The sequence below is a fragment of the Arthrobacter sp. CMU6 genome (assembly GCF_059090205.1).
Genome location: NZ_JBNHFL010000012.1, coordinates 46253 through 60824, shown reverse-complemented (window position 1 = coordinate 60824; position 14572 = coordinate 46253). Strand labels below are relative to the sequence as shown.

The window sequence follows — 14572 nt, the reverse complement described above, 5'->3', positions numbered from 1 at the left end:
CTTGCCCGCTACCTCCGGCGCAGTGCGATTACCTCTGCCGCAACGTCCACCAGCTGGCGGGCTGATTCGTCCCAGCTGAACTGGTGTGCGCGCGCCACGGACCGCCGCGAGATGGCCTGCCAGTGCTGACCTTCGGCGAGGCTGCGCACGGCGGCGGCGAACTCCGGCGCGGACTCCGGAGCAACGTAGGTGGCGGCGTCCCCGCCCACCTCGCGGAAGATGGGGATGTCGCTGGCGATGACCGGCGTACCCAAGGCCATGGCCTCCACCAGGGGCAGGCCGTAGCCCTCGGCCTTGGACAGGGTGACCAGAGCGGTGGTGCGGTTCAGCAATGCCGTGTATTCGTCGTCAGTGACGCCGTTGTGGAACACGACGTTCGCGCCGGCGGGGATCTGCGCTTCAAGTTCAGCGCGGCGGTGCGGGGTGATCCGGCTGAGCAGGTGCAGCGTGTAGTCCGGCAGTTCGGCCATCCCGGCGAGCATGGTTTCGACGTTCTTGTAGGGCATGAACGAGCCCATGTAGAGCAGTGACTTCTCCGGCGCCGCATCCGGTTCGCGCGGCTGCTGGGCCGGCTGCGGGGCGTTGCTGACGATCCGCACCGGCCGGCTGGTCAGGCGGTACTTGGCCATCAGGGCCTCGGTGGTCCTGCTGATGGTGGCCACGACGTCGGCACGGTTGAGCAGGAGCCGCTGGGGCCAGAACGCCTTGTGGTACAGGCGCCACAGGACCCGCACCGGGGCCGGCAGGAAGCCCGGCGGTGCCGGGTGTTCGTAGTAGATGAGGTCGTGCAGGGTCAGTACGAGGCCGTACTTGCGTCCCCACGTGCCCATGGTCTGCATGGGGCACACCACCACATCCGCCCCGAGCTGATTGACTTTCCGCGCCACGAAGAGCTCGGCGGGGGAGAGAGGGCTGCTGATGAGCGTGTACGGAACATCGGGAAGCAGGGCCAGCTGCCGGAGGTCGCTGATGAGCATGGATACATCGGCGATCTTTGAGACGGCGGCAATGAGGCTGGAGCCGTAGCGGCTGATCCCGTCGTGGTGGTCCGTCCGGGTGAACCGGGCGTCGATGAGTATCTTCACGCGGGGTGGTCCTTAAGGAAGCGGCGGATGAATCCTGCGGCCGGTTCAGGCGTTTCGTAGTGGATCAGGTGGCCGACGCCCGGGATGACGTCGAGCGTCGCGTCGGGGAGCAGCCCGGCAAGCCGGTGCTGGTCCCGCAGCAGGGCGATCTCGTCCTTTTCGCCCGCGATCAGCAGCACGGGCAGGGTGAGCCGGGACGCGACTTCGGCCACGTTGCTGCTGACGGACGCGGTGAACGATTCCAGCAGGCTGTCGCGGTTAGCGAAAGCGCTGAAGTACGCGTGGTGCTGCCCGTGGATGAACCGCAGCAGGTCCTTGTCCTTCGTCTTCGCCATGGCCATGCTCATCACCCGCACAATGAGCGGGCTGCGGAGCAAGGCCAGGCCGAGCGGGCGGGGGAGCCGTGCGGAGAGGCGGTAGTACAGCACGGCCAGCCGGGTCATGACGCCCTTGGGGCCTTCGAGCGCGGGCGCTGCGATGGGGTTGACCAGTATGAGCGGGCGGACGGCGTCCGGGTGGGCGGCGACGAAGTGGGCGGCCACGATGGACCCGAACGAGTGGCCCAACAGTACGGTGTCCGGCCCGAGACCGAGCGCTGCCATGAAGTCGCTGATGAACCGGCCGTAGCGTTCAACGCTGTGGGCGCCCTCGGTGAACGCCTCCGAGCTGCCGAAGCCGGGAAGGTCGGGCATGATCAGGCGCATCTCCGGCAGCTGGTCAGCCACGCGCAAAAGCCCGTGATGGTCGCCGCGGAAGCCGTGGATGACCAGGATGGTGCGCGTTTCAGGAGTGGTCTTTTCCGGTTCGTACACCCAGTAGGCAACGTTGCTGCCTGCCAGCTGCACGGTGGACGCACGGGTGCGGGCGGCGAGTCCGCTGCTGACGAAGGACGGTGCGGTTACGGGCTCGGAGTCGGCTGTTCTCATCTGCTGGGGGAGTCCTAATTGACGTTGTCGGGGTGGGAGCCGGTACGGTGTCCACGCTCCAGGCCTTCGATGTCAGCCATGTCCAGCGCTGAGAGCTCGAACCCGAACACGTCGAGGTTCTCACGGATCCTGGCGGCGGAGCTGGCCTTGGGGATGGCGACGTTGCCCAGCTGCACCTGCCAGCGCAGGACAACTTGGGCGGCGCTCACCTTGTGTTCGGCCGCCAAGGCGCCGATAACGGGATCCTCCAGGACCTGGCCGCGGCCCAGGGGGCTCCACGCTTCGGTGAGGATTCCCAGCTCGCGGTGCTTTTCCCGGAGCTCCGCCTGCTGCAGCCACGGGTGCAGTTCGATCTGGTTGACGGCCGGTACCACCTCGGCTGTCTCCAGGAGCTGGTCCAGGTGCTGCGGCTGGAAGTTGGACACGCCGATGGCCCGCACTTTGCCCTCGCGGTACAGCGTTTCCAGGGCGCGGTACGTCTCCTGGAACAGTCCCCGCTTCGCACACGGCCAGTGGATCAGGTACATGTCCACGTATTCCAGGCCGAGGTTGATCATGGACCTGTCGAAGGCCCGCAGAGTGGCGTCATAGCCGTGGTCGTCGTTCCAGACCTTGGTGGTGATGAACAGGTCCTCGCGGGATGTACTGTGCGCGGCCTCTCCGGAACCCCCGGCGGCGGCTTCCGTGGCGAACAGGTCCACCAGGCCGCGCGCTACCCCGGATTCGTTCCCGTACATGGCCGCCGTGTCGAAGTGCCGGTACCCGGCTTCCAGGGCGGTCGCCACCAGGTTGGCGGTGTCTTTCGGCGGAACCTTGTAGAGCCCGAAACCCAACTGGTCGATCAGCACGCCGTTGTTCAGGCTGAGCCGGGGTGAGGTAGTCATGGATACGACTCTACCGATACCGTGCCGCCACGGGTGTGACCGGCAGGCGCAGTGGCAGCCCCTGCCGCAGGAGTTCAGCCCCAGCAGAGACAGAAGGGGTGGCCGGCGGGGTCCGCGTACACCTGGAAGCCCTCGGCGGAGGTGATGTCCTCCGCGGTCTTGAGCAGGCGTGCCCCGAGGGATATCGCCTCGTCGTGGGCGGTCGCTACGTCCTCCACATAGAGGTCAAGGTGGATCTGCTGCGGGTTGCCGTCGGGCCATTCCGGCGGTACGTGGTTGGGCGCAAGCTGAAAGCCCAAACGCGGTTTCCCGTCGACGCTTACCGTGTGCCAGTCGTCCTCCGCGTCCACGGTACCTCCCAGCAGGCCGGCCCAGAAGGCGCTCTCAGCAGGAAGGTCGGCCGCGTCGAACACGACGATCTCTCGGGTGACTTTCATGCGGTCATCCTTGCACGCCTGCCTTGAATTTCCGAGAGCTTTCCACCGGTTGCCGTTCAGTTCCCGCCCTCGAAGCTCACGAGCCGCCGGGCCGAGGCCTCGTCCAGGATCAGGTCCGTCGCCAGCCCGGCCGCCAGTGCCCCGCGGAGCCCGTTGATCTTGGACGCGCCGGACACCACGCAGATCCGGCGGCGCACCTGTCGGAGCTGGTCCAGCGACGGGCCCGTGGAGCGTTCATTCAGGGTGATGCCGCCGGAGGAGCCGTCGCCGCGGAAGAATACCGTGGCCACGTCCCCGACGACGTCGGACTCGGCCAGGGTCGCCAGATCGTCCTCGTCGAGGTAACCGCCGGCGTATACGTGGCTGGGATAGTCGGCGTCCACCGAGCCCACGCCGAAGATCGCGATGCTCATGCGGGACTGCAGCTCGAGGATGCGCTGCACGCTCCGCTCATTCCACATCGCGGTCTTGGTGGCGGCATGGTCGAAGAAGGCCGGCACGGGAAACTGTTCAACCCGCGCCCCATAGGCGCTGCCGAAGCGCCGCATGATGTCGCTGGCGTAGGTGATGCCGGTGGTCTGCATGTTGCCCGCTCCGTTCAGTTGCACCACCACGCTGTCGTGGGTGATCTTGCGCGTGAGGTGCCGGCTCACCGCGCTGAGGGTGGCTCCCCAAGCCACGCCGATGATCGCGTTGGAGTCCACGAGGGGGCCAATGGTGCGGGCCGCCTGCATGGCCACGCGGTCCAGCGTCTCCGCCTCATTCAGCGTGTCCAGGACGGGCACCACGTGCACATCCACCCTGTAGTGCGCCCGGATCAGCCGCTCCAGCTCCGGGCCCGTATCGAGCGGACTGCGGATCTGGATCTGCACCAGCCCCGTCTCCCTGGCGGTTGCCAGGAGCCTGGAAACCGTGGAGCGGGAGGTCCGCAGTTCCCGGGCGATGGCGTCCATGGTGAGGTCCTGCATGTAGTACAGCTGGGCGGCGCGGAGCGCTTCGTTGTGCCGGGGACGGGGCATGCATGGTTCCGTTCTGCACGTTTGTGCATAGTGCTTGACGTCATTTTCCAATAATTCAAACAATAGTGGTGAACGGCCCCGCACCTTTCGGTGCGCCGCCTGCAACAAGCCTTTCCGAACCAAACCCAAAGGAGCAGATTTGGGACTCAAGGATTCATCCGGCCATACCAACAGCGCCGCCGGCCGCGGCGCGGAGCGCGAGTCCGTCTCCCGGTTGCGCCGCAGGCCCAACGCCCGGGTCCTGATCATCGGCGGCGGCATCAACGGCGTCGGAACATTCCGCGACCTCGCCCTGCAGGGCGCCGACGTGGCGCTGGTGGAGCGCGGCGACTACTGCCAGGGCGCCAGCGGCGCCTCGTCGCACATGATCCACGGCGGCATCCGCTACCTGGAAAACGGCGAGTTCCGCCTGGTCCGGGAATCCGTGGTTGAGCGCAACCGGCTCCTGCGGATCGCTCCCCACTATGTGAAGCCGCTGCAGACCACCATTCCGATCTTCAGCACATTCTCCGGTGTCCTGGCCGCGCCCCTGCGGTTTCTGACCCACAAGCAGCAGGGCAAGCCGAAGGAGCGCGGCGCGTTCCTGATCAAGCTTGGACTCAGCCTTTATGATTCCTTCTCCCGCGACGGCGGCAGCGTCCCGCGTCACCAGTTCCGCACAAGGCCGGCGGCGCTGGCCGAACTCCCGATGCTGCACGCCGGCGTCAAATACACGGCCACCTACTTCGACGCGTCCGTGCACAACCCCGAGCGGCTCACCCTGGATGTCCTGCAGGACGGCGAGAAGGCCGGCGGCCGGGCAAGCAACTACCTGTCCCTCGCGTCCGTCAGGTCCAATGCAGACGGTTCCAGCACCGCGACGCTCCGGGATGAACTGACCGGCGAGGAGTTCGCCTTCACCGCGGACGTCATCGTCAACACCACCGGCGCGTGGGTGGACCTCACCAACCAGGCCATGGGCGCGCCCACCACGTTCATGGGCGGGACGAAGGGCTCGCACATCGTCCTGGACCACCCGGGCCTGCTCGCAGCCTGCAAGGGCAGGGAGATCTTCTTCGAACACACTGACGGCCGGATCGTGCTGATCTACCCCATGGGCGACCGCGTGCTGGTGGGAACCACCGACGTCGACGCCGACATGTCCGAAGCCGCCGTGTGCACCGACGCGGAGATCGACTACTTCTTCGACCTCATCGGCCATGTCTTCCCCGACATTGCCGTGAACCGCGGACAGATCGTCTACACGTTCTCTGGTGTGCGTCCGCTGCCCCGGCACGACGCCACCCAGCCGGGGTTCGTTTCCCGGGACTATCGCATCGAACGGCGAGCGCCGGAAGCCGGCGGCAGCGGCGCCGTCGTCCTCAGCCTCGTGGGCGGCAAGTGGACCACCTTCCGTGCCCTGGCCGAACACCTGGCAGATGACGTCCTCGCCGAACTGGGAACGGAACGGAAAATTTCGACGGCGAAACTCGCCATCGGCGGCGGCGCCGGGTTCCCGGACAGCGAGGCCGGGATCCAGAAGTGGATCAAGGCGCATATGACTGCAGCCCGCGACGCCGACCGGACCGCCGGCCTCCTCACCAGGTACGGCACCCGTGCCGAGGAAGTCATCACCTATCTCGACGCCGGCCGCGACCGCCTGCTGCGCTCCACTCGGGAACTGAGTGTCAGGGAACTGCACTTCATGGCGGCCCACGAACAGATCGGGCACCTCGTTGACGTCCTGATCCGGCGCACGTCCTTGGCCTTCCGCGGCCTGGTCACCGGGGAACTGCTTAACGAAGTGGCCGAAGCCTTGGCCGAACCGCTCGGCTGGGATGCGGCAGGGGTTGCCGCTGAGATCAACCACGCGCAGGAGGTGCTGAAGCGATACCACGGCGTCGAAGTCCACAGCCTCGTCGCTTAGCGGGAACCGTCCTTCAATCACGCGAAGGACTGACAACAGAAAATAGAGGAGTCAAAGATGTCTCTTGGATTGGTTTTTCTTTCCGAAGTATTCGGAACCGCGATGCTGACGCTGCTGGGTTGCGGCGTGGTGGCCAACGTCGCACTCAAAGGCACGAAGGGCAACAACGGCGGATTCCTGATGGTGACCTGGGGATGGGGCATCGCCGTCTTCGCCGGTGTCTACGTCGCCGCCAGGTCGGGCTCGCACCTGAACCCCGCCGTCACGCTTGGCCTTCTATTGAACGGCAAACCGGAGTACGCCTCCGGCGTTCCGGTGGACTTTGCCTCCACGCTCACGTATTTCGGCGGTGAAATGACCGGCGCCTTCGTGGGCGCCGTGCTGGCCTGGCTTGCGCACAAGCAGCACTTCGACGCCGAACCCGAGCCCGCGAACAAACTCGGCGTCTTCTCCACCGGCCCCGCCATCCGGTCCACGCCGTGGAACCTGGTCACGGAAATCATCGGCACCTTCGTGCTTGTGTTCGTCATCCTCACGTTCGGCGGAACGCCGTCGGGGCTTGGCCCGTTTGCGGTGGCACTTCTCGTCGTCGGAATCGGTGTCTCGCTGGGCGGACCCACCGGCTACGCCATCAACCCCGCCCGTGATCTCGGGCCACGGATCGCGCACGCGATCCTGCCCATCAAGGGCAAGGGATCCAGCGACTGGAGCTACTCCTGGATCCCGGTGGTCGGACCGCTCATTGGTGGCGCGCTGGCCGGCCTGGTGGGGTACCTCCCCATCGTGTTCACGGCGGCCACCTAGCGCGGCATCCGGGCCGCCGCTCCTAATTTCGAAACCATATCCATAACCACATCTGTTCAACGAGAAGCACAACGACAAGGACGTCATCATGAGCCAATACGTAATTGCCATCGACCAGGGCACCACCAGCACCCGCGCCATTGTCTTCGACCAGAGCGGCAGCATCGTGTCCTCCGGCCAGATGGAACACGAGCAGATCTTCCCGCAGGCCGGCTGGGTGGAGCACGATCCCGCGGAGATCTGGGACAACACCCGCGAGGTCATCGGCTCCGCCCTGTCCAAGGCGAACCTGACCCGGCACGATATTGCCGCCGTCGGCATCACCAACCAGCGCGAAACAGCGGTGGTCTGGGATAAGACCACCGGCAAGCCGATCTACAACGCGATCGTGTGGCAGGACACGCGCACCCAGCCGATCGTCGACGAACTGGCGAAGGATGGGGGAGCGGACCGGTTCAAGCAGAAGGTCGGTCTGCCACTGGCCACGTACTTCTCCGGAACCAAGATCAAGTGGATCCTGGACAACGTCGACGGTGCGCGGGAGAAGGCCGAGGCCGGGGATCTGGTCTTCGGCAACACTGACTGCTGGGTGCTGTGGAACCTCACCGGCGGGGTGGACGGCGGAGTGCACGTCACCGATGTCACCAACGCTTCGCGGACCATGTTCATGGACCTCGACACGCTGTCCTGGGACCAGGAAATCCTGGATGCCTTCGGCGTTCCTGCCTCGATGATGCCCGCCATCAAGTCCTCCTCGGAGGTCTACGGCACGGTGCACACCTCGCAGCTGCTGCGGGAGGTCCCGGTGGCCGGCATCCTCGGCGACCAGCAGGCCGCCACCTTCGGCCAGGCGGCGTTTGAGACCGGTGAAGCGAAAAACACCTACGGCACCGGATGCTTCCTGATCTTCAACACCGGCGAGGAGATTGTGCACTCCAAGAACGGGCTGCTGACCACCGTCGGCTACAAGCTGGGGGACGCTGCCCCGCACTATGCCCTGGAAGGGTCGATCGCCGTGACCGGTTCGCTCATCCAGTGGCTGCGCGACAACCTGAACATGATCAGCAGCGCCCCCGAGGTGGAGACACTCGCTGCCTCGGTGAAGGACAACGGCGGCGTGTACATCGTTCCCGCGTTTTCCGGACTCTTCGCACCCTACTGGCGCTCGGACGCCAGGGGCGCCATCGTCGGCCTGACCAGGTTCGTTAATAAGAGCCACATCGCCCGGGCAGCGCTCGAGGCCACGGCCTTCCAGACGCGCGAGGTTTTGGATGCTGTCAACGCTGATTCGGGCGTTCCGCTCACAGAACTGAAGGTCGACGGCGGGATGGTCGCCAATGATGCCCTCATGCAGTTCCAAGCGGACATCCTCGGCGTGCCGGTCATCCGCCCGAAGGTGGTGGAAACCACGGCTCTTGGTGCGGCGTACGCGGCCGGGCTCGCCGTCGGTTTCTGGAAGGACCTCGGCGAGCTGTCCGCCAACTGGTCGGAGGACAAGCGCTGGGAGCCGAACCTGGATACAGAGGAGCGGGAACGGCAGCTGCGGCTCTGGAGGAAAGCGGTCACCAAGTCCATGGACTGGGTTGACGCGGACGTGAGGTAGGTCTAGCTTCCCAAAAAAGGGCCGGTGACTCCCGCCCGCCCGTCCCCGGCTGCTCCCAACACTCGCAAGCTCGTGTCGGGGCCCTCGCAGCCGTGGGCGCACCCGGGTGCCCACCACCATGGCGGGGAGTCACCGGCCCTTTTTCGGCCATTGACGGGTGTGAGGGTGCGCTAAAGTAGGTGTATGCGTGCGATCCTTCTGCTTAGCTAGCCGCTTGGTATCCCGAACAAATACGGATTATCGAGCGGCCGCCCCTCCATGTCGAGGGGCTTTTGTGTGTCCGGGGAGACCTTCCCGGCAGGCGGCGGGGATCAGACCGTTGTGACAGGACAGAGGTCATGACAGAACAGAAGAGGGCATCAGTGAGCGTTCAGCCGGAGACCGAAACCGGAACAGCAGCAGGTGGAGCGGAGACGCCCGAAGAGGGCGCGTACAGCTTCGCGGCGATGGAGGCCCGGTGGCCGCAGGTGTGGGAAGACCTAAAGGTTTTCACCCCCGCCGACGACGGATCCCGGGAACGCCGCTACGTCCTGGACATGTTCCCGTACCCGTCCGGCGACCTTCACATGGGCCACGCCGAGGCCTTTGCCATGGGCGACGTGGTGGCGCGCTACCTGCGGCAGCAGGGATACGATGTGCTGCACCCGATCGGCTGGGACTCGTTTGGGCTCCCCGCGGAAAACGCGGCCATCAAGCGCAACGCCCACCCGAGCGAGTGGACCTACGCCAACATCGACACGCAGGCCGCCTCCTTTAAGCGCTACGCGATCTCCGCTGACTGGTCCCGTCGGCTGCACACCTCCGACCCGGAGTACTACCGCTGGACGCAGTGGCTGTTCAAGCGCTTCTACGAACGCGGCCTTGCCTACCGCAAGGACCACCCGGTCAACTGGTGCCCGAAGGACCAGACCGTTCTGGCCAACGAACAGGTAGTCAACGGAGCCTGCGAACGCTGCGGCACCGCGGTGACCAAAAAGTCGCTGAACCAGTGGTACTTCAAGATCACCGAGTACGCCGACCGGCTGCTGGATGACATGGAGCAGCTTCGCGGCCACTGGCCCGAGCGGGTTCTGGCCATGCAGAAGAACTGGATCGGCCGCTCCGAGGGCGCCCACGTCAACTTCGTCATCGAAGCCGACGGCGGCAAGCCCGCCAAGGACGTCACCGTCTTCACCACGCGCCCGGACACGCTGTACGGCGCCACGTTCTTCGTGGTCGCGGCCGACGCCCCGCTGGCCTTGGAACTGGTCACCGAGAAACACGCCTCCGCCCTTGACGATTACCTGGACAAGGTCAAGGCGCTGTCGGAAATTGAACGCCAGTCCACCGAGCGCGAAAAAACGGGCGTCTTCACCGGCCGCTACGCCATCAACCCGCTCAACGGCGAGAAGCTGCCCGTCTGGGCTGCCGACTACGTCCTGGCCGATTACGGCACGGGCGCCATCATGGCCGTTCCCGCACACGACCAGCGTGACCTCGACTTCGCCAAGGAATTCGGTCTCCCCGTGCGTGCGGTGCTCGACACCGGCGAGGAGGACCCGGCCGTGTCCGGCACTGCCACGGCCGGCGAAGGCACGCTCATCAACTCGGGTTCGCTCAACGGAATGCCCAAGAGCGAGGCCATCCCGGAGGCCATTCGGATCCTTGAGGAACAGGGCACCGGCGAGAAGTTCGTCAACTTCCGGCTGCGCGACTGGCTGCTGAGCCGCCAGCGCTTCTGGGGCACGCCCATTCCGATCATCCACTGCCCCGCCTGCGGTGAGGTGCCGGTCCCGGACGAGCAGCTGCCCGTCGAATTGCCGGCCGACCTGCGCGGCGAGGACCTGGCCCCGAAAGGCACGTCGCCGCTGGCCGCGGCCGAGGCCTGGGTCAATGTCGAATGCCCCAACTGCCACGGACCGGCGCGCCGGGACACGGACACCATGGACACTTTCGTTGACTCGTCCTGGTACTTCCTGCGCTTCGTCTCGCCGCACTACACCGAAGGCCCGTTCGATCCCGAAAAGATCAACGACTGGATGCCCGTCGGCCAGTACGTGGGCGGCGTGGAGCATGCCATCCTGCACCTGCTGTACGCACGGTTCTTCACCAAGGTCATCAATGACCTCGGCCTCATTGAGGCCAACGAACCGTTCAGCGCCCTGCTCAACCAGGGCCAGGTGCTGAATGGCGGCAAGGCCATGAGCAAGTCGCTGGGCAACGGTGTTGACCTGGGCGAGCAGCTGGACAAGTTCGGCGTCGACGCCGTCCGGCTCACCATGATCTTTGCCTCCCCGCCCGAAGACGACGTCGACTGGGCGGATGTATCGCCGTCGGGGTCCGCGAAGTTCCTGGCCCGCGCCTGGCGTCTCGGTCAGGACGTGTCCAGCGCCCCCGGCGTTGACTTCAGCACCGGCGACCGTGCGCTGCGTTCGGTCACGCACAGGACCATCGCTGACGCTGCGGAGCTGCTGGACAACAACAAGTTCAACGTCGTGGTGGCCAAGCTGATGGAACTGGTCAACGCCACACGCAAGACCATCGACTCCGGCGCCGGCGGTGCCGATCCGGCCGTCCGTGAAGCCGCGGAGGCAGTGGCCGTCATCCTGAGCCTCTTCGCGCCGTACACGGCGGAGGACCTGTGGAACGTCCTCGGGCACCCGGCGTCGGTGGCCAACGCCGGCTGGCCTTCGCACGACGACGCCCTTCTGGTGCAGGAGACCATCACCGCGGTGGTCCAGGTCCAGGGCAAGGTCAGGGACCGGCTCGAGGTCTCCCCGGCCATCTCCGAGGACGAGCTGCGAGAGCTTGCGCTGGCGTCCGAGAACGTCCAGCGGGCCCTCGACGGCCGGGGCATCCGGACCGTGATTGTCCGTGCCCCTAAACTGGTGAACATCGTCCCGGCCTAACGGGAGCGACTGACCGGCCGGGTTCCGGCCGCCGGCACTGCCGGCGGCCGGAAACAACTGCAGGAGGTGTGCCCTGATTGACCGCGAACCGGCAGCCTGGCTGTGGTTGAAGGAGCACCTGGTCCGTCTCCGCCAGGCCACCAGGCCGGGTCAGGCCCCGCCCACGGGTGAGCCCGCCGTCGTCGTCCGCACTGCCGTGGTGACGGACTCCGCCGCCGCCCTGCCCGCCGACTGGGTGCGGGCCTTCTCCATCAACGGCCGGCTGGCCGTCATCCCCATGCCCGTCATGGTGGGTGAGGAGATCTACGGCGAGGGCCGGGATGACATCGCCGGTACCATCGCCGTAGCCCTGGCCGCCGCGACGCCCGTAAAGACCTCCCGGCCGTCGCCGGGGCAGTTTGAGCAGGCCTATCTGGCCGCCGAACGGCAGGGCTTTGAGTCCGTTGTGTCCATTCATATTTCCGGAGGCCTATCCGGCACCGCTGATGCCGCCCGCCTCGCTGCCGGCCGGGTGAAGATCCCCGTGGAGGTGCTGGACACCCGCACCGTGGGAATGGCACAGGGACTCGCCGTCCAGAGCGCCGTGGTGGCAGCGGCGGACGGCCGCGATGCCAGCGAAGTGCGCCGGCTCGCCGAGGAACGCGCGGCGAGGTCCAAAGTGTATTTCTACGTGCCCAGCCTGGAACAGTTGCGGCGTGGCGGACGCATCGGCGCTGCAGCCTCCCTGGTCGGGGCCATGCTCGCCATCAAACCACTTCTCGCGGTCGACGACGGCAAGATCGTTCCGCTGGAAAAGGTCCGCTCCGCCGCGAAAGCCATTGCCCGGCTTGAGGAGATCGTGGTGGCGGAGGCCGCCGGGCGGCCTCGGGGGGAGGCACGGCTCGCCATCCACCACTTTGGAAACCAGCCCGAGGCCGAGATGCTCGCAGCCCGGCTTGCGGCGAAGCTCCCGGCCATTCCGCCGGCCCAGATCAGCTCCCTGCCTGCCGTCCTGGCGGCGCACGCCGGGCTTGGCGTCCTCGCGGTGATCGTGGGGGAGAGCAGCTCGTCGGTTGCCGGTTGCCTCGCCGCCGATGCCGGTGGCACTGAGGCCGCATCCTGAACCTTCGCAGGGTGCGCCCGAAGCCCTGATCCGGTTCCTGTACAGCGCCCCTTGTACCGCGCTTCTGTGGGCGGCGTTTAATGTCGGTGCCCGTGCGATGCTTTCGGCAGGAAGGACAGTGCAGTTGTGGAGGCGGTGAAGGCAGTCGGTGCTTCCTTCTCGGCGCTTGCTGTTTTGGCCCGCCGCGGACGGGCGGCGCGCTGGTGACTGGTGCTGGCGCCGGTCCGAATGTACTTGTCCCGGGTCAGGTGGACCCTTTGCAGGAGCGGGCGGATGCGTGCCTGGACGGGCTGGCGGAGGCGGCCAGGCTCGAGGCCCGGGTGGCCGCGTTGAAAGTCCATCTCGTTGCCGAGTATGACAACACTTCCGCGGCATTGGCGGCGCCGGCTGAGAGCCTGCGGGACCGTGAGGTCCGGCAGATGTCTGTGACTGCGCCGGTGGCGTGTGCGCTGACGGTGAGTGAAAGGTCGGCGGCACGGTTCCTGGCTGAATCCGCCACGCTAAGCACGGGCCTGCCCTTGACGCTGGCCGCGCTCAGGGCGGGGACCCTGTCCTGGCAGCACGCCCGGGTGATGTGCGATGAAACAGACGGCCTGGACCTGGCCGCTGCAGCCGCATTTGAGGCGCATTTCCTGGACCCTGACGCGCCCAACGCGGCGCGAGGCTGCCCGGCCGGGGAACTGACGTCAGGCAGGTTCCGGGCCAAGGCGCGGTACTGGCGGGAGCGGCACCATCCCGTCGGCATCGAAACCCGCCACCGCAACAGTGCGAAGGACCGCCGGCTGGAGTATGCGCCGGACCGGGACGGCATGGCCTGGCTGTCCGCATATCTGCCCGCGGACCAGGCTGCCGGGATCTGGGACCGCGCCACCACCGCCGCCCGCGCCCTGCAGGGCCCGACCGAGTCCCGGACCCTGACCCAGCTACGCGTGGACGTCGCCGCCGCGTGGCTGCTCGGCCCAGCTTCGGGAGTTATCCGTGCACCTGGCCACCGGGCGGCAGGATCGTTTCCCGCAGGTTCCCTGCCCGCAGGATCGGCGCCGTCCGGTGAGGAGCAGGCCGGTGGCGTGCCGGCGAGCCCTCTGCAGGCCGGTGAGGTTCCGTCTCCGGCGGCGCAGGTCCTGGTCACGGTTCCGGTGTTCTCGCTGCTCGGCCTGACCGAGGAACCAGCCACAATCGACGGGTACGGGCCGATCCCGCCGTCATGGCCCGCCGGCTCGTCGCCGACGGGGCTACGTCATTCCTGCGGGTCCTCACGGCCCCGCGGGACGGGGCTCCGCTGGAGATCGGACGCACCAGCTACCGGCTCACCAAGCCCATGCGCCAATGGCTCCGGCTCAGAGACGCGCGGTGCACCTTCCCGGCCTGCAACAACCACTCCCTGGACAACGACGCCGACCACATCCTCGCCTGGGCCGCCGGCGGCGCCGGCGTCACGAACCTTGGCCAGCCCTGCCCCAAACACCACAGACTCAAACATCAAACGGCATGGAAACCTGTCGGAGCTACGCCGGACAGGCCGCCCGGCTGGATCTCACCGTCAGGCCGCTCCTACCCCAGCGAACAACAGGACTGGGAACCACCACACTGGCCTCAACCGTCGCTAGGACAGGACTGTCCTGACCCGTCACCTTGGGAAGCTCCCGACGACCTTGACGGTGCTGCTCCGGACGGACCTTGACGATGTTGCGAGCCCGGTGGCTCCCTATGGCAGTGAACCACCGCTGCCAGTGGACCCATGGCCCGCCTGGGCGTCCTCCACAGCAGCGTAGGATGAAGCCTGCCCCACGCCACGGCCGTCGGCGCGGCAAGACAGCTGCCCACGCCTTCGCGGCACGAAACCTGCCTCCAGCCCAAGGTGAAACCAAGATCCTGTTCGCCTTCTCGTCACGCCTAGCAGCGCCTGCCCACCGGTAGT

The 14572-nt window shown here is 66.6% G+C and carries 10 protein-coding genes and 1 pseudogene; 6 read left to right on the top strand and 5 right to left on the bottom strand.

Annotated features, from left to right (window positions below; translation table 11 throughout):
• Positions 1–8: 8 nt before the first annotated feature.
• The 5 genes from AC5RWD_RS10410 to AC5RWD_RS10390 form a co-directional block, all read right to left on the bottom strand.
• Positions 9–1085 (bottom strand): glycosyltransferase family 4 protein, encoded by a 1077-nt coding sequence (locus AC5RWD_RS10410; protein ID WP_494019926.1) that lies wholly within the window; start codon positions 1083–1085, stop codon positions 9–11.
• Complete coding sequence (locus tag AC5RWD_RS10405; RefSeq protein ID WP_494019925.1) at positions 1082–2011, bottom strand: alpha/beta fold hydrolase; 930 nt, start codon at positions 2009–2011, stop codon at positions 1082–1084. The genes AC5RWD_RS10410 and AC5RWD_RS10405 overlap by 4 nt, the downstream gene beginning before the upstream one ends.
• 14 nt (positions 2012–2025) lie before the next feature.
• A complete protein-coding gene (locus AC5RWD_RS10400; protein WP_494019924.1) occupies positions 2026–2895 on the bottom strand; it encodes an aldo/keto reductase in 870 nt (289 codons plus the stop codon).
• 74 nt (positions 2896–2969) lie between these two features.
• A complete protein-coding gene (locus AC5RWD_RS10395; RefSeq protein WP_494019923.1) occupies positions 2970–3332 on the bottom strand; it encodes a VOC family protein in 363 nt (120 codons plus the stop codon).
• Between the two features lie 56 nt (positions 3333–3388).
• On the bottom strand, positions 3389–4351 hold the full coding sequence (locus tag AC5RWD_RS10390) for a sugar-binding transcriptional regulator (protein ID WP_494019922.1): 963 nt from the start codon (positions 4349–4351) through the stop codon (positions 3389–3391).
• 139 nt (positions 4352–4490) lie between these two features.
• Here AC5RWD_RS10390 and AC5RWD_RS10385 point away from each other — a divergent pair, with 139 nt between their 5' ends.
• The 6 genes and pseudogenes from AC5RWD_RS10385 to AC5RWD_RS10360 all read left to right on the top strand — a co-directional run bounded on the left by AC5RWD_RS10385 (position 4491) and on the right by AC5RWD_RS10360 (position 14426).
• Complete coding sequence (locus tag AC5RWD_RS10385) at positions 4491–6257, top strand: glycerol-3-phosphate dehydrogenase/oxidase (RefSeq protein ID WP_494019921.1); 1767 nt, start codon at positions 4491–4493, stop codon at positions 6255–6257.
• Positions 6258–6314: 57 nt separating this feature from the next.
• Positions 6315–7061 carry an MIP/aquaporin family protein gene (locus AC5RWD_RS10380; RefSeq protein WP_494019920.1) on the top strand — a complete coding sequence of 249 codons (747 nt, stop codon included), beginning with the start codon at positions 6315–6317 and terminating at the stop codon, positions 7059–7061.
• 88 nt (positions 7062–7149) lie between these two features.
• Positions 7150–8664 (top strand): glycerol kinase GlpK, encoded by a 1515-nt coding sequence (gene glpK, locus AC5RWD_RS10375; protein ID WP_494019919.1) that lies wholly within the window; start codon positions 7150–7152, stop codon positions 8662–8664.
• 362 nt (positions 8665–9026) lie between these two features.
• Positions 9027–11552, top strand: a complete 2526-nt coding sequence (gene leuS, locus AC5RWD_RS10370; RefSeq protein ID WP_494019975.1) for a leucine--tRNA ligase — start codon at positions 9027–9029, stop codon at positions 11550–11552.
• Positions 11553–11625: 73 nt separating this feature from the next.
• A complete protein-coding gene (locus tag AC5RWD_RS10365; RefSeq protein ID WP_494019974.1) occupies positions 11626–12654 on the top strand; it encodes a DegV family protein in 1029 nt (342 codons plus the stop codon).
• A 126-nt stretch (positions 12655–12780) separates the two neighbouring features.
• Positions 12781–14426, top strand: a pseudogene (locus AC5RWD_RS10360) (HNH endonuclease signature motif containing protein).
• The last annotated feature ends 146 nt before the right edge of the window (positions 14427–14572 follow it).